The following is a 16,719-nucleotide window of genomic DNA, read 5'->3' as shown; positions in this document are numbered from 1 at the left end:
CCTGCTGCCGGGCTGCTCGCCACGCTATGGTGAGTGCATGCCCCACGGTGAGTGCATGGCGGTGCAGCCCTATTGATCACGGCTAGCGTTAGAGCCAATTTCTGTGCCGGAAATTGCGGTATAGCACCAGGCACGCACCGGCCATCACTGCAAGGACCGCTGGATAACCCCACTTCCAGCTCAACTCTGGCATGAAGTCAAAGTTCATACCGTAGATAGCGGCGATCATCGTGGGCACCGCCAGAATTCCCGCCCAGGCCGCCATCTTGCGCATATCGTTGTTCTGCTGCATGCCGACCCGCGCAAGCGCTGCCTGCACCAGCGAACTGAGCATCTCGTCGTAGCTGGCAATCTGTTCCGCGACCTCCGAGTGATGGTCTGCGACGTCACGCAGATAACGCCGCACCTCCTTGGAGATCAGATCTTTGTGCTCTGATTGCATCCGCTGAAACGGTACCGACAGCGGGTTCACGCAGCGGCGCAATTCAACCACTTCGCGTTTGAGCAAGTAGATCGGCTCGACGTCGGTCCGGTGGCCGGGCGTAAACGCCACTTCCTCGATGACGTCGACATCCCTCGCCATCAGGTTGGTGACTTCAAGGTAGTGGTCCACCACGTGATCGGCGATGGCGTGCATCACGGCGTAAGGTCCCAGCCGCATCTGCTCCGGGTCGGAGTCCATCCGCTTGCGCACCTCGGAGAGCCCTCCATGCTCACCATGGCGGACGGTGACCACGAAGTCTTTGCCGACGAAGATCATGATCTCGCCGGTCTCGACGATCTCCCGGGCCAGCACCACCGAGTCGTGTGGAACGTAGTTGACGGTTTTCAGCACCAGGACCAGGGTTTCGTCATAGCGCTCCAGTTTGGGTCGTTGATGAGCATGCACGGCGTCTTCGACGCTCAGCGGATGCAACCCGAACACCTCGGCCACTTCCTGCATCTGACGCTCGTCGGGCTGGTGCAGGCCGATCCACGCAAACGCGTCCCGGCCGGCCTGTTTGATCTCACGCACTTTGGCCAGGGCGTCCGCGTGCGTGTACGTGCCCGGCAGGCGTGTTCCGTCGACGTAAACGCCGCAATCCACCATGGCGTGCGTAACAGGAACCGAAACGAGTTGGGGTCCCGGCTCAGCGACCTTCGTCCGCGCCACCGGTCGACGTGATGGGGACAAGGCGCGAAACGATGGCATAGACACTCTCCCGTCGCATCGCAGGTCCGAACGGGCCGCGCTCAATGCTACGCGTCCCGCCGTCGCACCGGACGCCGCCCGCTCAGGGTGACCGGGGCGGCCACGCACTGTCTGGGCCGGGCGGTGTCGGCCCGAAGCGGGTGCGCTACTTTCGACCGGAAACCAACTCTGCATAAGGAGTAGCCGACGTGAGCACACCTGCCCTCAAGGTCGCTGTCACCGGCGCCGCCGGCCAGATCGGTTACAGCTTGCTGTTCCGTCTGGCAAGCGGTGCGCTGCTCGGTGCCGATCGCCCGATTCAGCTGCGTCTGCTGGAAATCGAGCCCGCGTTAAAGGCGCTCGAGGGAACCGTGATGGAACTCGATGACTGCGCGTTTCCGCTGCTGGTCGACATGGAGATCGGAGCGGACCCGGCCAAGATCTTCGACGGGGCGAACCTGGCCCTGCTCGTGGGCGCTCGTCCTCGGGGGCCGGGGATGGAGCGCAGCGACCTGCTCGAGGCCAACGGCGCCATCTTCACCGCCCAGGGCAAGGCATTAAGTGAGGTCGCCGCCGACGACGTCCGTGTTCTCGTCACCGGCAACCCTGCGAACACCAACGCGCTGATCGCAATGACCAACGCCCCGGATATCCCGCGCGAGCGGTTCGCCGCGCTGAGCCGTCTCGACCACAACCGGGCGATCGCTCAGCTGGCCAAAAAGACCCGCGCCGCGGTGACGGACATCAAGAAAATGACGATCTGGGGCAACCACTCGAACACCCAATACCCCGACGTGTTCCACGCCGAGATCGGCGGCAAAAACGCCGCCGAAGTGGTCAACGACCAGGACTGGATCGAGAACTGCTTCATCCCGACGGTCGCCAAGCGCGGCGCGGCGATCATCGAGGCGCGGGGCGCGTCCTCGGCGGCTTCGGCCGCGTCGGCCACCCTTGATGCCGCCCGAGACTGGCTGTTGGGCACGCCGGATGGTGACTGGGTCTCGATGTCGGTTGTCTCCGACGGCTCCTACGGCGTGCCGGAGGGCCTGATCTGTTCTTTTCCGGTGACCACAAAGCATGGCAATTGGTCAATTGTTCAGGGCCTGCACATCGACGAGTTCTCCCGCGCGCGCATCGACACCTCGACCGCAGAGCTCGCCGATGAGCGTGACGCGGTCAGAAAGCTCGGCCTGATCTGAGCGCGGGATCGGCTCGGCGGGCACGACCGCCCGGATCAATGCGCCGATTCGCGCGGCTTTGCCGCACCGGCAGCAGCCGATGCAAGCGTGGCGCCGGACCCGGCGGGGGTAGCGAACTGTGGCGTGGATGGTTCCCCCGCCACCAACGCGGCCCATCGGTGGGCCGCGCATTCGGCGAAGTACCCTCAAGACCGTGCCCAAGATCGTGCCGCAAGCGGTGAAAGTCCCCGAGATCGCCATCGGAGACGAGGAGATCTTCGATGCCCACGTGGGGGGGAAGCTCTCGGTCGAGCTGAAAGCCCCGCTGGATACCCAGCGCGCCCTGTCGATCGCCTACACCCCGGGCGTGGCGCAGGTCAGCCGTGCGATCGCCGCCGACCATACCCTGGCCGCCCGCTACACCTGGGCGAACCGGTTGGTGGCTGTAGTCAGCGACGGCAGCGCTGTCCTTGGCCTCGGCGACATCGGCGCGGCGGCAGCGTTGCCGGTGATGGAGGGCAAAAGCGCGTTGTTCAAGGCTTTCGGTGGCTTGGACTCAATCCCCATCGTGCTGGACACCAAGGACCCCGACGAAATCGTCGAAACGTTGGTGCGGCTGCGGCCGACGTTCGGTGCGATCAGCCTGGAGGACATCTCCGCGCCGCGCTGCTTCGAAATCGAACGCCGTGTCGTCGAAGCGCTGGACTGCCCGGTGATGCACGACGACCAGCACGGCACCGCGATAGTGGTGCTCGCGGCGCTGCGGGGTGCCACTACGTTGCTCGGCCGCGACATGCCCTCGCTGCGCGTCGTGATCTCCGGCGCGGGAGCGGCGGGTATCGCATGCGCGAACATTCTGCTCGCAACCGGTATCACGGATATCACCGTGCTCGACTCACGCGGGATTCTGCATCCCAGTCGCGTCGGCATGAACGCGGTCAAGGCCGAACTCGCCGAGCGCACCAACCCGAACGGGCGCACCGGTGGCATGGTGGAGGCACTAGACGGGGCCGATGTCTTCATCGGTGTGTCGGCGGGTGTAGTGCCCGAGGATTTGATCGCGACGATGGCACCCGACGGGATCGTGTTCGCGTTGTCTAACCCCGACCCGGAAATCCACCCCACGGTGGCCGCTAAGTACGCGGCGGTGGTGGCAACCGGCCGCAGCGATTTTCCGAACCAGATCAACAACGTGCTCGCGTTCCCCGGGGTTTTCCGCGGCGCTCTGGACGCCGGTGCGCCCAGGATCACCCAGGAGATGAAACTGGCAGCGGCCCAAGCGATCTTCTCTGTTGTCCGCGACGACCTGGCGCCCGACCGGATCGTGCCGAGCCCCCTGGATCCCCGGGTCGGGACGGCGGTCGCCGCCGCGGTGGTGGCGGCTGCATCAGCCAACGCGGGGTGACCGCAGGACGGTTGACCTCGCTGGTGCTGGCGGCAGCGCTGGCGATGGTCGGGTGCAGCAAGGGTCATCACACCCCACGCCAATTGGTCGTTGCATCCCGTTCCGATTCTGAGTCGGTGCTGCTGGCGGATCTCTACGCGGGAGCACTGCGCTCCTACGGATTCCCCGCTCGCGTTGTCTCGGTATCGGATCCGTTGACCGAGCTGGACTCCGGGGCGGTGGACGTGGTACCCGGCTTGACCGGCCAGCTGCTGCGGACGTTCCAACCTGGCGCGTCGGTGCGATCGGATACGCAGGTGTACCGTGCGATGGTCGCGGCGCTGCCCGAAGGGATCGCCGCGGGCGACTACGCAACCGCAGCGGAGGACAAACCTGCGCTGGCAGTGAGCCAATCCACCGCCAAGGCCTGGGGCGGCAACGAGCTGAGCGAACTACCACGGCACTGCGAAGGGCTGGTGATAGGGTCAATCGCCGGTGTCGCGACCCCGGCGGCGGTGAGCGGGTGCCGATTGCCTGCGGCGCGCGAATTCCCGGACAGTGCAAGCATGTTCGCCGCGGTGCAGGCAGGGCAGCTTACCGCGGGATGGACCACTACCACTGCTCCTGACGTGCCGGCCGACCTGGTGGTGCTGACGGACGGCAAACCGGCGCTGCTGCAGGCTGAAAACGTGGTGCCGTTGTACCGTCGCAATGAGCTGACCGCGCGGCAGGTGCTGGCGATCAACGAGATGGCCGGCGTACTCGACACCGCCGCGCTGGTGGAGATGCGCCGCCGGGTGCTCGGCGGCGCCGAACCACAGGCGGTTGCCGATGGATGGCTGGCCGAACACCCCCTCGGCCGCTAGCTGTAACGAGCGCCCATCGCCCAGCAGCATCGAGATACTGCCGGCTACGCCACAACCTGTTGCCGCCTACGGTGATCGGCGGACGGCCCGCTGACAACGCAGCCCGGGCCCGGGCCGGCCGGTCACTCAGCGCCGCCAGGCGACGGGTCTTGCAGAACCGCTGCCCGGCACTGGCATAGCCACGCAGCGGACGGCGGGACTGCCGGCGCGGAGCACCAGCCACCTCGCCTGGGGCGGCAAGCGCACCCGGGCGCAGCGCACACCTGGCGCCCAGCACCGCGAGAGCCGCCTGCAAATCGCAGACATGCGCCCCCAGGGCTGGCACCCACGCCACATCACCAGCCCCAATGCCGCCTCAGGTCTTTGATCGAAAACGGCAACTTCGCACCGTGCTCGTCGAGCATCGCTTGCGCATCTGCCTCGGTGAGGCTCACACCGCTTGTGAGGGCGTGACACCTCGCGCTCTCCACATCACCCATGAATTCAGGGCGCGCAGCACACCAGCGTTGGACCTGTCGCCGGGCGGCGTCGCGTTGCCGCCTTTTCGTCGCCGGCATCGACTTGTAGGCGTACGCGCGGTGCGCGTTCTGCGCGCTCTTATACCCATATCCCTGGACCCATATCCCTGGGTGTCATCCACAATGGCGCCAGTCCCCGCGTCGATGACAACCGACGACAGCGCAGCGCCGACGCTGACCTGCACCGATCCCGCAACCGGCATGTCACCCATGTACCGCATCATCCACCCGGCCACCGACAACAGCGGCCGGTCCGATATTGCGCCGCGCGCAGCCGACCGCTTTCAGCGCCCGGTTGCGGGCACCGCGCCGCCCGTAGAGTCGGGCACAGAAACGTGTGAGCACCTCCACCATGTCGCGCAGCAGATCATCGGTCACCTCGCCGTCGTCGAGCACCACCAGCCGGCGACCATGCGCGGCCAGCGCGGCCTCGACCAGCTCAGTGTTCACCCGCCCCAACCGATCCCGATGCTCAACCACCACGGCGGTCACCTTCGGATCAGCCAGCAGCCGGCGTATCTTCGCCCGTGACCCGCTCATCCCGGACCCGACCTCGGCTTCCACCCGCACCACCGTCCCACCCGCCTCGGCGGCCCAACCCGTCAGCCGCGCGACCTGGCGATCCAAGTCCGACTTCTGATCACCAGACGACACCCGCGCGTACAAACCGAAAGCGGCCTGCGGCGCCGACCCGGCCGGCGCATCGGGGCACACCAGCACCGTGCGCTCGTTCACCCGCACCGCCGGCACCGGCAACATCCCCTCCCGAAACCACCGGTATGCCGTCTGGGGATGAATCCCCTTAGCCCGCGCCCACTCCGTCAGATTCACACCAGCAGCGTACTCACTAGAACGCTCGTACGCTCACTAGCACTCGGTATCCCGCCAACTGCTCAGAACCCCTCGGAGGGGCATGTTCACCGCGCCGCCTCGGGCGGCGGGCTGGCCACGGGCAGATTGGCATCCCCCGACACATCGGAGGTTCGCGTGGAGACGTTACGTGCCTTAGCCGGCAGCAGGAACGCGGTCAGCACCGCCACCAAATAGGCCAGCCACACCGCGAACCGCAGCACGGTCGGCGTCGGCGTGACGCTGAAAACACCCCGGATAATCGAGCCATACCACGAGGACCAGTCCAGCGCCGAACTGATGTCGAACGCCTTGCTCGCCGACCCGGGTAGCCATCCGACTGACTGCAGGGCACTCACACCATGGCCCAGGATACCGGCGGCCACTGCGATCAGGAAAATGCCGGTGTAGGTGAAAAACCGGCGCAAATCGATGCGCATGGCGCCGGCGTACATGCCGTAGGCGATGCCCGCCGCGGCCAGCACACCGATGGCCAGCCCGGCAAGCGGCCAGGCGGTCTCGGCTTGGGCATAGCCGGCCATGAACAACGCGGTTTCCAGGCCTTCCCGGCCGACGGCCAAAAAAGCCAACGACAGCACGGCTGCCGCACCGGTCTGCAGCGCGCGGGCCATTTTCGCACGCAGTTCGCCGGACAACCCGCCGGCGGCCTTCTTCATCCACAGCACCATCGTCGTGACAATCGCCACCGCGACCAGCGAGGCGATACCACCGATAGCCTCGGCGTCAAGCTTGGTGACCGTATACGCGCTCAACTGAATCACCAGAAAGACCAGCAGCGTCATGCCGAGAGCCCCGGCCACGCCCAGCCACACCCATTTAAGTGCGTCGCGCCGGCCGGATTTTACCAGGAAAGCGACCAAGATCATGACCACGATGCTGGCTTCCAAGCCTTCCCGCAGGCCGATCAGCGCGCTCCCCAGCAATTGGGACGACGGGTTCGAGTCGGCGGCCAAAAAGATCCCCGAGCCCATAACAGCCCCGGTCACCAGGCTGCCCTCGTCACCGGCGGGGGTTGACGGCGCCGCCTTCTCGGCGGGCCGTTGTGTGCGGCCCGCATCGTCACCGGCGGGGGTTGACGGCGCCGCCTCCTCGGCGGGCCGTTGTGGACGGCCCGCATCGTCACCGGCGGGGGTTGACGGCGGCGCCTCCTCGGCGGGCCGTTGTGTGCGGCCCGCATCGTCACCGGCGGGGGTTGACGGCGCCGCCTCCTCGGCGGGCCGTTGTGGACGGCCCGCATCGTCACCGGCGCGGCAGCATCCGGCCTATGACCGGAGTGAACAGCCGCTGATAACCAGAACCCGTCAGTCGCACCACCAGGTCGAGCACCTTGGCGTCCGGGCCAACCAGCACCCGGGCCTTGTTTTTGCGTACTGCGCTCAAGATGATCCGGGCGGCGCGCTGCGGGCTGGTGGTGGCCAGCCGCTTGTCGAACAACGCGGCCAGCTCGCCCGCGTCGAGTCCGGCGGCGGCGGTGGCGTTGCGCGCGATTGCTGTTTTAATGCCGCCGGGGTGCACGCTGGTCACCTTCACCGGGTGCCCGGCCAGCACCATTTCCTGCCGCAGCGCCTCGGTGAAGCCGCGAACCGCGAACTTGGCCGAGTTGTAGGCCGCCTGCCCGGGCACCGAGAACAGCCCGAACACGCTGGAGATGTTTATGACATGGCCATCACCAGAAGCGATCAGATGCGGCAGAAAGGCCTTGGTGCCATTGACAACACCCCAGAAATCGACGTCCATGACCCGCTCGAAGTCCTTGAAATCGCTGACCTCGACGTCCCCCGTGAAGGCGATGCCGGCGTTGTTGTAGATCTGGTTCACCGTGCCGAAATGCTCATTGACCGCGTCAGCGTAGGCCAGGAAGGCTTCGCGTTCGGTCACGTCAAGCCGATCCGCCTTGACCGTGGCCCCCATGACAGCCAGCCGTTCCTCGGTCTGTGCCATTCCTTTGGTGTCGATGTCGCTGATCGCCAGCCGAGCGCCTGAGCGGGCCAGTTCGATGGCCAGCGCCTGACCGATGCCTGACCCGGCTCCTGTGATCACCGCGACCTTCCCGGCAAATCCCTGCATGGGCACTCCTTGCTCGTCAGTTCTTCCGAGGCTAGTGGGTACCGGTGCCGCTGCTCATACCGGGCGGCCGGTGGCGGCGTCAATCCGATCCGGCCGGGTAGGCCGGCTCAGCGGAACGCCTCCTCGATCACTTCCTGCTGCTCGACAGCGTGCACCCGGGTCGAACCCGATGAGGGTGCCGACATCGCGCGGCGTGAAACGCGTTTGACCCTAGACAGCTTGTCCGGCAACAGCTCTGGTAGTTCCAGTCCGAACCGCGGCCACGCGCCCTGATTGGCCGGCTCCTCTTGCACCCAAAAGTACTCGCGGACGTTCGGGTAGCGGTCCAGGGTTTCGCTGAGTCGCCGCCGCGGCAGCGGGGCGAGTTGTTCGATCCGCACGATTGCGACGTCGTCGCGCCTGTCTTTAGCCTTGCGGGCGGCTAGCTCGTAATACAGCTTGCCGCTGGTCAGCAGTATCCGGGTGACCTTGCTGCGGTCGCCGATGCCGTCTTCGTAGGTGGGTTCCTCCAAGACCGAGCGGAACTTGATCTCGGTGAAATCCTTGATCTCGCTGACCGCGGCCTTGTGGCGGAGCATCGATTTCGGCGTGAACACGATCAACGGCCGCTGGATACCGTCGAGAGCATGCCGGCGCAACAGGTGGAAGTAATTCGACGGTGTCGAGGGCATCGCAATCGTCATCGAACCCTCCGCCCACAGTTGCAGGAAGCGTTCGATCCGCGCGGACGTGTGGTCGGGGCCCTGCCCCTCGTGGCCGTGCGGCAGCAGCAGCACCACATTGGACAGCTGTCCCCATTTGGCCTCACCAGAGCTGATGAACTCGTCGATGATTGGCTGGGCACCGTTGGCGAAATCGCCGAACTGCGCCTCCCACACGACAAATGCGTCCGGGTTGCCTACCGTATAGCCGTATTCGAAGCCGAGGGCGGCGAATTCGGACAGCGGCGAGTCATAGACCAGGAACTTGCCCCCAGTGGGGCTCCCATCGGGGTTGGTGGCCAGCAGTTGGAGCGGGGTGAACTCCTCGCCGGTGTTGCGATCGATGATCACCGCATGTCGCTGGGAGAAGGTGCCGCGGCGGGTGTCCTGCCCCGATAGCCGCACCAGCTTGCCCTCGGCCACCAGGGAACCCAGCGCCAGCAGTTCGGCGAACGCCCAGTCGATCTTGCCCTCGTAGGCCATCTCCCGGCGCTTCTCCAGCACCGGCTTGACCCGGGGGTGCACGCTGAACCCCTCCGGCAGGGCCAGGTGCGCATCTCCAATGCGAGCCATCAGCGCCTTGTCGATGCCGGTGAACAGGCCACGCGGAACTTGCTGGTCGGACTCGACCGATGCACTCGGCTGCGCTGCGTGTTTTTCCAGCTCACGAACCTCATTGAACACCCGTTCCAGCTGGCCCTGATAGTCGCGCAGCGCGTCCTCGGCTTCCTTCATCGAGATGTCGCCCCGGCCGATCAGGGCTTCGGTGTAGCTTTTACGGACCCCACGTTTGGTTTCGATGGCGTCGTACATGGCCGGATTCGTCATCGACGGGTCGTCGCCCTCGTTGTGGCCACGGCGGCGGTAGCACAGCATGTCGATGACGACGTCCTTCTTGAACCGTTGGCGGAAGTCCACGGCCAGCCGCGCCACCCACACGCACGCCTCTGGGTCGTCGCCGTTGACGTGGAAGATCGGCGCCCCGATCATCTTGGCGACATCGGTGCAATACTCACTGGACTTCGAATGCTCAGGCGAGGTGGTAAACCCGATTTGATTGTTGACGACGATGTGGATGGTGCCGCCGACGCGGTAACCCGGCAGCAGCGCCAGGTTCAGCGTCTCGGCGACCACCCCCTGGCCGGCGAAAGCGGCATCGCCGTGCACCATCAGCGGCACTACCGAGTAGGTCCGCTCTTTCTCACCGGTGGTGCGGCCCAGCTCTAGCAAATCTTGTTTGGCTCGAACTTGTCCCACCAGCACCGGGTCGACGGCTTCCAGGTGCGACGGGTTTGCGGTCAGCGACACCTGAATGTCGTTGTCACCGAACATTTGGATGTAGACGCCGGTAGCGCCCAGGTGATACTTGACGTCTCCGGAACCGTGCGTCTGAGATGGGTCGAGGTTGCCCTCGAACTCGGTGAAGATCTGCGAGTAGGGCTTGCCGATGATGTTGGCCAGCACGTTGAGCCGGCCGCGGTGCGGCATGCCGATAACCACTTCGTCGAGGCCGTACTCCGCACACTGGTCGATCACGGCGTCCATCATCGGGATTACGCTCTCGGCCCCCTCCAGCGAGAAGCGTTTCTGGCCAACATATTTGGTCTGCAGGAAGGTCTCAAATGCTTCCGCCGCATTGAGCTTGGACAGGATGTACTTCTGTTGGGCGACGGTGGGCTTGACGCGTCCGGTCTCCACCCGCTGCTGCAGCCACTCCTGCTGCTCAGGCTCGAGGATATGGGTGTACTCCACGCCGACGTGGCGGCAGTAAGCGTCACGCAGCAAACCCAGCACATCGCGCAGCTTCTTGTACTTCGCCCCCGCGAAACCGTCAACCTTAAACTCACGCTCCAGATCCCACAGGGTTAGCCCATGGGTGAGCACGTCCAGGTCCGGATGGCTGCGGAACCGGGTGTTATCTAGCCGCAGCGGGTCGATGTCGGCCATCAGATGGCCGCGGTTGCGGTACGCCGCGATCAGCTCGATGACCCGCGGGTTTTTGTCGGTGATCGAGTCGGGGTTGTCGGGGCGCCAGCGCACCGGCTCGTAGGGGATGCCGAGGTCCAGGAAGATCTCGTCCCAGAAGCCGTCCGAGAGCACCATCTCGTGGATGGCGCGCAGGAAGTCACCCGACTCGGCGCCCTGGATGATGCGATGGTCGTAGGTCGAGGTCAGCGTGATCAGCTTGCCGATGCCCAGTTCGGCGATGCGTTCGGGGCTCGCACCCTGGAATTCGGCCGGGTATTCCATCGCGCCGACCCCGATGATGGCCCCTTGGCCGGCCATCAGCCGTGGCACCGAGTGCACGGTGCCGATGGTTCCCGGGTTAGTCAGTGAAATCGTCACGCCTGCGAAGTCTTCGGCAGTCAGCCTGCCGTCCCGGGCACGGCGGACGATGTCTTCGTAGGCGGTGACGAACTGCGCGAAGCGCATGCTCTCACAACGCTTGATCCCCGCCACCACCAAGGAGCGCTTGCCGTCTTTGCCCTGCACGTCGATCGCTAGCCCCAGATTGGTGTGCGCCGGTGTGACGGCACTGGGCTTGCCGTCGACCTCGGCGTAATGGCGGTTCATGTTGGGGTATGCCTTGATTGCCTGGACGACGGCGTAGCCGAGGAGGTGGGTGAACGAGATCTTGCCACCACGGGTTCGATTGAGGTGGTTGTTGATGACGGTCCGGTTGTCAATGAGCAGCTTGGCCGGAATGGCCCGGACACTGGTGGCCGTCGGCACTCCCAGGGACGCGGACATGTTTTTGACGACGGCCGCGGCGGCTCCGCGCAACACCTGTATCTCGTCCCCTTCGGCCGGTGGGGGACCGGCCGGCTTGGCCGGTGCAATCGGAGCAGTCGTTGCGCCGTTGCTCACCGCGGCGGTCTCCGGGTGCGTTGGCGACAGTTTGACGCCCGCCTGGGCAGGGGGAGGTACGGCCGGCGTGGAGGGTGCCGACTCCCCGTCGGTCGGGGGTCGAGTCGCGACCGTTGGCTCGGGGTTGTAGTCAACCAAGAATTCATGCCAACTGGGGTCGACCGAGGAGGGGTCGTCTCGGAACTTGCGATACATCTCCTCGACCAGCCATTCGTTCTGCCCAAATGGTGAACTTGCACTGCTCACAGCGGACTAACGCCTCGATTCCTCTGTCCAGCAAACGCGCTCCTCGGCGTTTGCGACTTACCGCATCCGGCTATCCAGCGGCGGTTCTGGAAGCCGCCCCTCTAAAGGCTAACGCTTCGCCGGCGATCCGAGTGCCGCCGGTGCTGGGGGCTGTGGGCCACCACCGTTTATTTTCGGGTATGGAAGCGGCGTGGGTTAATCCACACCCTTGTTCGTCTGGCGTCGCAGCCAGTCGCTTCACGGGAAACCTCCGGGCCAGTCACATCGGGCTGCGCTGCAACGCCGCGGGCCGCACGGCAAGCGGGCCGGCCAACCGAAACGACGGATTGTCGATAACCTACGAAGTGGCCCCGCGGCGGTCCGGGTGCCGGGGTGCCCGGGCAAGCGGCAACCCGCGTCTCGAGGTGTTTGCTGAATATCACAGTTAGCGAGATGCACGATGTTAAGAGTTTGCGGTGTTGCTGTGATCCAGTGATCGACAACGGCGGCACGCCGCGTGACTCGACACCGCGCAACGGTAGCCGAAACGCGGGTAGCCGAAAGGAGGGTAGCCGAAACGAGGTGGGGACATGACGACAGCGATGATCACGGCGCGCGGAGGGACGCGACGAATCGATGCCGCGCCGGCGGGGATCGGCACCAGCCGCAACACTTGCCCAAAACCGTGGAATGCGCTGTGGGCGATGATGTTCGGCTTCTTCATGATATTGCTCGACGCCACCATTGTTGCGGTCGCCAACCCCAGCATCATGGCCGCGCTTCAGGTCGGCTACGACATGGTGATCTGGGTGACGAGCGCGTATCTGCTGGCGTATGCGGTGCCGTTGCTGATGGCCGGCCGGCTCGGCGACCGCTTCGGCACCAAGAACCTCTATCTGATTGGCCTGGCGGTATTTACCGCCGCTTCGTTATGGGCTGGGTTGTCGGGAACTATCGGGACGCTGATCGCCGCCCGAGTGGTCCAGGGCATCGGCGCTGGCCTGCTTACCCCACAAACCCTGTCGACGATCACCCAGACGTTCCCGCCGGAGCGGCGAGGGGCGGCGCTGAGCGTCTGGGGTGCCACCGCAGGCGTGGCTACGCTGGTCGGGCCGCTGGCCGGGGGCGTGCTGGTGGACAGGCTGGGGTGGGAGTGGATCTTTTTCGTCAATGTGCCCGTCGGTGTCGTCGGCTTTGTGCTGGCGGTCTGGCTGGTCCCGGCGCTGCCCACCCGCCCACACCGGTTCGACCTGCTGGGTGTGACCTTATCCGGAGCCGGAGTGTTCCTTCTTGTTTTTGCGCTGCAGGAGGGCCAGTCCGCTGGTTGGGCACCCTGGATCTGGGCGCTGATGGTCGCCGGCGTCGGATGCCTGACGATGTTCGTCTACTGGCAGTCGATGAACACGCGCGAGCCGCTGATACCGCTGGTCATTTTCCGTGACCGCAATTTCAGCTTGGCCAATCTCGCGGTGGCGGTCATCGGGTTCACGGTGACGGCGATGGTATTGCCGGTGATGTTCTACGTCCAGGGGGTATGCGGGCTGTCACCGACTCGCTCGGCGCTGCTGACCGCGCCGATGGCAATCTCGAGCGGACTGCTGGCCCCGTTGGTCGGCAAGCTCGTCGACAGGTCGCATCCGCGGCCGGTTGTCGGCTTCGGCTTCTCGGTGCTGGCGATCACGCTGACGTGGCTGTCGATCGAGATGACGCCGGCCACGGCTGTTCGGTGGCTGGTGTTGCCGTTCATCGCCATGGGTATCGGGACGGCGTTCATCTGGTCGCCGCTGGTGGCCACCGCCACCCGGAACCTGCCGCGGCACCTGGCCGGCGCCGGCTCGGGTGTGTATAACACGACCACCCAACTCGGTGCCGTCTTAGGCAGCGCGAGCATGGCCGCGTTCATGACAGGGCGGATCAGCGCCGAAATGCCGTCAATGCCAGCACGGGCACAGCGTCCGGAAGGAACAGGCCTGCAACTACCGGAATTTCTGAGGCAGCCGTTCGCGGCGGCGATGTCGCAGTCCATTTTGCTGCCTGCGTTCGTCGCATTGTTCGGCATAGCTGCCGCGCTGTTCATGGTCGGCTTCACCGCGCCGGCGGCCACCCGTCGCTTCGGGGGATTCGATGATCGGACCGAGCGAATCCCGGTCACGTCGGATGATTGCGGGGGTTGTGGCGACGACTATGACGATGACGAAGACGATGACGAATACGTCGAGATCCCCCTTTTGCGTGATCCCGAGACCGCGGCATTGCCGCATCATCACGGGGGAGCGGCGCCTGACCAATACGACACCGAGCCGATTGCAGCGCGCGGCGAGCGTTCCCGCCACGCAGCTACCGAAGCTTGGCACAGCTTGCCGAGCCCACCTGGGCAGCATGCAGCGCCATACTCAATTAGCTTCGCCCACAATAACTTTGATGTAGATATTGACCTTCCACGCCGGGTCGTCGACTTCTCCTCGTCCGTGCTCTCAACGGCTCCGGGCGATGCCGGCGAGATGGGCAGCGCCAACGACTCTGGATCGGATGACACCAGTGATCCCCGAGTGGAGAGGTATCGCGGCAGCGCCGGAGGTTGGCCCCGGCGCGAGCTGCCCAACGACCCGCCGGGGTCGTTGGCCGCACGTGAGCGCAGCGATTTCGGAGGGGTGGGTACACCCTTGCATGAAGGATCGCCGGCCGACGGCCCTTGGTACGAGCGCTTCGGGAACGGCGGGTCCGGGCGGCACCATTTCACCAACAATGCCTCGCCGCGAAATAGCCACTACCGTGCCGATCTGGACGAGTCGGCCGCCTATGGCCGGCATTCGTTCCCTAAGCCTTGTTGAGTTGTTGCGCCCGCCTCTCCGGGCCTTTCCGGGGCACCGGCTCAATCGCTTGACGTCGGCGTAAGCGGCGCCCGCGCCTACCGGGCCGGCGGTGGCGGGTGGGTCTTCGGCCGGCATTTCCGGGCGCACGATCAACCCTGCGTACTGCGATCCGGAGACATTCTGATGCCGAAATCCCCCCGCATGGACAACAAGGAATAACTAGCCGGGCTTCGCCCCATCCCGACGGGCATGTTGTCTGGTGGCGCTTTGGGTGCTCCGACCCGGGCGGGATGAAGACCCTGGTCGATTGGTGTCGATCGGGTGTATGAACCGCATAACGCGGTTGGTAGGCCAATGCTGGCCGCCCGTCCGAACCGGAGCCCATCATGACCGTAGCGCGCAGTGCCGGTGATGTCTTGTCCGAACACACGCTGTTCGAGGTCGAGTCCATCGACCGGGTGTATCTGAACGTGTGGATGCCACGGCTGGCCTATGGCGGCGGGGTTCAGGGCTTCTTCGTCGGCCACCGGGGCCACCACTACGCCTCCACTGCGTTGATGGATCCGATGACGAAGGCGTTCGTCGCCGATATCCACGGTTTCGTTGCTGCGCGGGGCCTGGAGGTGGTGTCGTTCGGCAAGGAACGCAAAGACGATTTGGCCCAGCGGTTCCTGGCCCGGTTCACCGATCCGGAAGGGGTCCTGTTCGTGGGCCGGGCCCAGGAGAAGGCACTGGTCTGGCGTACTCAGCGCCGCTACAGCCGCGACGGTTCTTCCTACGCATGGCTCGTGCGATCCACCGCGTTCGTCAACCACTTCTATTTCTACTGCGTCGATGAGGACTTCGGCCCGTTCTTCATCAAGTTCTGCACCTACTTCCCCTACACCGCCAAGTTGTGCATCAACGGAAACGAATGGGCTAAACGCCAGGCCGCCAAGGCGGGGATCGCATTCGAAGCCCTCGACAACGGGTTCGCCTCGGTCGCCGACGTCGACCGGCTGCAGGCGATCTGCGACAGTCTTGGCCCCGACCAGATCGACGCGCTGCTACGTAAATGGCTGCGGATCCTGCCCAACCCATTCACCGATGAGGACATCACCGCCGGCTAGCGCTACGAATTGTCGATTCTGCAGGCCGAATTCTCGCTGACCCAAATGCTGGACCGCCCGGTGTCGGGCCGGATCTTCTTCGAGCAGGTCATCCGCGACAATCTCGACATCGGCCGGCCCGACCATGTCTCGTTGATCTTCAACCGCCGCATCGTGGGCAGCGGCAAACGCAAGACCCCGGGCCAGTTTCGCACCCGGGTGATCACCGACGGTGTCGTCCCGTCACTGCACGTGGACTACAAGACCAGCAAAGTCAAGCAATACCAGAAAGAAGGGAAAGCGCTGCGCACCGAAACCACCATCAACAATCCCCGCGACTTCGGTATCTGCAAACGGCTGACCAGCCTGCCCGACCTGCGGCAGCTCGGCTTTTCGGCCAACCGGCGCCTGCTCGGCGTCCAAACCATCAGCCACGACCCGATCCGCGGCGCCAAAACATTCACCGACCTGACCACACCAGTCTTCACCGACTCCGGTACCCGCATACCCGGGCTGCGTTTCGGTGACATCCGAGTACACGCCCTGCTGCAGGTTTTGCTCGTCCACCGGCTCCTGGTCCACGGCTTCACCAGCCGTGACCTGCGCACCCTGATCGCGCCCCTGCTCGGCAAGACCGCCGAACACATCACCGCCGGCCAGATGACCTACGACCTGCGACGCCTGCGCGCCCACGGCCTCATCCAACGCGTCCCCCACACCCGCCGCTACACCGTCACCGCAACCGGACTGCAACACGCATTCTTATTCACCCGCGTCCACGACCACCTGCTGCGCGCCGGACTCGCCCAGGCCAGCGACCCCAGCCCACCGCGAAAATCCAAGCTGCACAACGCCTCCCGCGCATATCAAGCCGCCATCGACGAACTCACCCGACAGGCCCTACACGCCGCCTGAGCATTCGCGACTCGTTCGCCATACTTGACTCAATATTCACGGCGAGGACGCCTAA

11 protein-coding genes are annotated in these 16,719 nt (G+C 65.1%); 6 read left to right on the top strand and 5 right to left on the bottom strand.

Annotated elements, in window-relative coordinates:
* Positions 1–88: 88 nt before the first annotated feature.
* Positions 89–1,192, bottom strand: a complete 1,104-nt coding sequence (corA, locus tag MSM1_RS02885) for a magnesium/cobalt transporter CorA (protein WP_213440093.1) — start codon at positions 1,190–1,192, stop codon at positions 89–91.
* Positions 1,193–1,380: 188 nt separating this feature from the next.
* On the opposite strand from corA, the gene MSM1_RS02880 reads away from it, so the two are divergent.
* The 3 genes from MSM1_RS02880 to MSM1_RS02870 all read left to right on the top strand — a co-directional run bounded on the left by MSM1_RS02880 (position 1,381) and on the right by MSM1_RS02870 (position 4,599).
* Entirely contained in the window at positions 1,381–2,370 is a 990-nt protein-coding gene (locus tag MSM1_RS02880) for a malate dehydrogenase (RefSeq protein ID WP_213440092.1), read from the top strand.
* 193 nt (positions 2,371–2,563) lie between these two features.
* Positions 2,564–3,754 (top strand): NADP-dependent malic enzyme, encoded by a 1,191-nt coding sequence (locus MSM1_RS02875; protein ID WP_307857264.1) that lies wholly within the window; start codon positions 2,564–2,566, stop codon positions 3,752–3,754.
* A 44-nt stretch (positions 3,755–3,798) separates the two neighbouring features.
* Positions 3,799–4,599, top strand: a complete 801-nt coding sequence (locus MSM1_RS02870; RefSeq protein ID WP_236055170.1) for a glycine betaine ABC transporter substrate-binding protein — start codon at positions 3,799–3,801, stop codon at positions 4,597–4,599.
* Between the two features lie 722 nt (positions 4,600–5,321).
* Here MSM1_RS02870 and MSM1_RS02865 read toward each other — a convergent pair.
* From MSM1_RS02865 to MSM1_RS02850, 4 genes are all read right to left on the bottom strand, one after another.
* Positions 5,322–5,948, bottom strand: a complete 627-nt coding sequence (locus tag MSM1_RS02865) for an IS607 family transposase (RefSeq protein WP_213440089.1) — start codon at positions 5,946–5,948, stop codon at positions 5,322–5,324.
* An 86-nt stretch (positions 5,949–6,034) separates the two neighbouring features.
* Positions 6,035–6,958 carry an iron uptake transporter permease EfeU gene (efeU, locus tag MSM1_RS02860; RefSeq protein ID WP_213441325.1) on the bottom strand — a complete coding sequence of 308 codons (924 nt, stop codon included), beginning with the start codon at positions 6,956–6,958 and terminating at the stop codon, positions 6,035–6,037.
* A 268-nt stretch (positions 6,959–7,226) separates the two neighbouring features.
* Positions 7,227–8,054 (bottom strand): SDR family oxidoreductase, encoded by an 828-nt coding sequence (locus MSM1_RS02855; protein ID WP_213440088.1) that lies wholly within the window; start codon positions 8,052–8,054, stop codon positions 7,227–7,229.
* A 107-nt stretch (positions 8,055–8,161) separates the two neighbouring features.
* Entirely contained in the window at positions 8,162–11,869 is a 3,708-nt protein-coding gene (locus tag MSM1_RS02850) for a multifunctional oxoglutarate decarboxylase/oxoglutarate dehydrogenase thiamine pyrophosphate-binding subunit/dihydrolipoyllysine-residue succinyltransferase subunit (protein WP_213440087.1), read from the bottom strand.
* A gap of 569 nt (positions 11,870–12,438) precedes the next feature.
* Between MSM1_RS02850 and MSM1_RS02845 the strand changes: the two genes are divergently transcribed.
* The 3 genes from MSM1_RS02845 (at position 12,439) to MSM1_RS21430 (ending at position 16,664) form a co-directional block, all read left to right on the top strand.
* On the top strand, positions 12,439–14,679 hold the full coding sequence (locus MSM1_RS02845) for an MFS transporter (RefSeq protein WP_213440086.1): 2,241 nt from the start codon (positions 12,439–12,441) through the stop codon (positions 14,677–14,679).
* A gap of 368 nt (positions 14,680–15,047) precedes the next feature.
* Positions 15,048–15,770: a hypothetical protein gene (locus MSM1_RS21435; RefSeq protein ID WP_236054717.1), complete on the top strand. Its 723-nt coding sequence runs from the start codon at positions 15,048–15,050 to the stop codon at positions 15,768–15,770.
* Positions 15,771–15,779: 9 nt separating this feature from the next.
* On the top strand, positions 15,780–16,664 hold the full coding sequence (locus tag MSM1_RS21430) for a hypothetical protein (RefSeq protein ID WP_236054716.1): 885 nt from the start codon (positions 15,780–15,782) through the stop codon (positions 16,662–16,664).
* Positions 16,665–16,719: the final 55 nt, after the last annotated feature.

The organism is Mycobacterium sp. SM1 (assembly GCF_018361265.1).
Taxonomy (GTDB): domain Bacteria; phylum Actinomycetota; class Actinomycetes; order Mycobacteriales; family Mycobacteriaceae; genus Mycobacterium.
This window is presented reverse-complemented; position numbering and strand designations above follow the sequence as displayed.

Excerpts from the sequence above, each read along its gene's own strand:
- MSM1_RS02870 (WP_236055170.1), top strand. The coding sequence starts at position 3,799 with ATGGTCGGGTGCAGCAAGGGTCATCACACCCCACGCCAATTGGTCGTT.
- MSM1_RS02845 (WP_213440086.1), top strand. The coding sequence starts at position 12,439 with ATGACGACAGCGATGATCACGGCGCGCGGAGGGACGCGACGAATCGAT.
- corA (WP_213440093.1), bottom strand. The coding sequence starts at position 1,192 with ATGCCATCGTTTCGCGCCTTGTCCCCATCACGTCGACCGGTGGCGCGG.
- MSM1_RS21435 (WP_236054717.1), top strand. The coding sequence starts at position 15,048 with ATGACCGTAGCGCGCAGTGCCGGTGATGTCTTGTCCGAACACACGCTG.
- MSM1_RS02855 (WP_213440088.1), bottom strand. The coding sequence starts at position 8,054 with ATGCAGGGATTTGCCGGGAAGGTCGCGGTGATCACAGGAGCCGGGTCA.
- efeU (WP_213441325.1), bottom strand. The coding sequence starts at position 6,958 with ATGGGCTCGGGGATCTTTTTGGCCGCCGACTCGAACCCGTCGTCCCAA.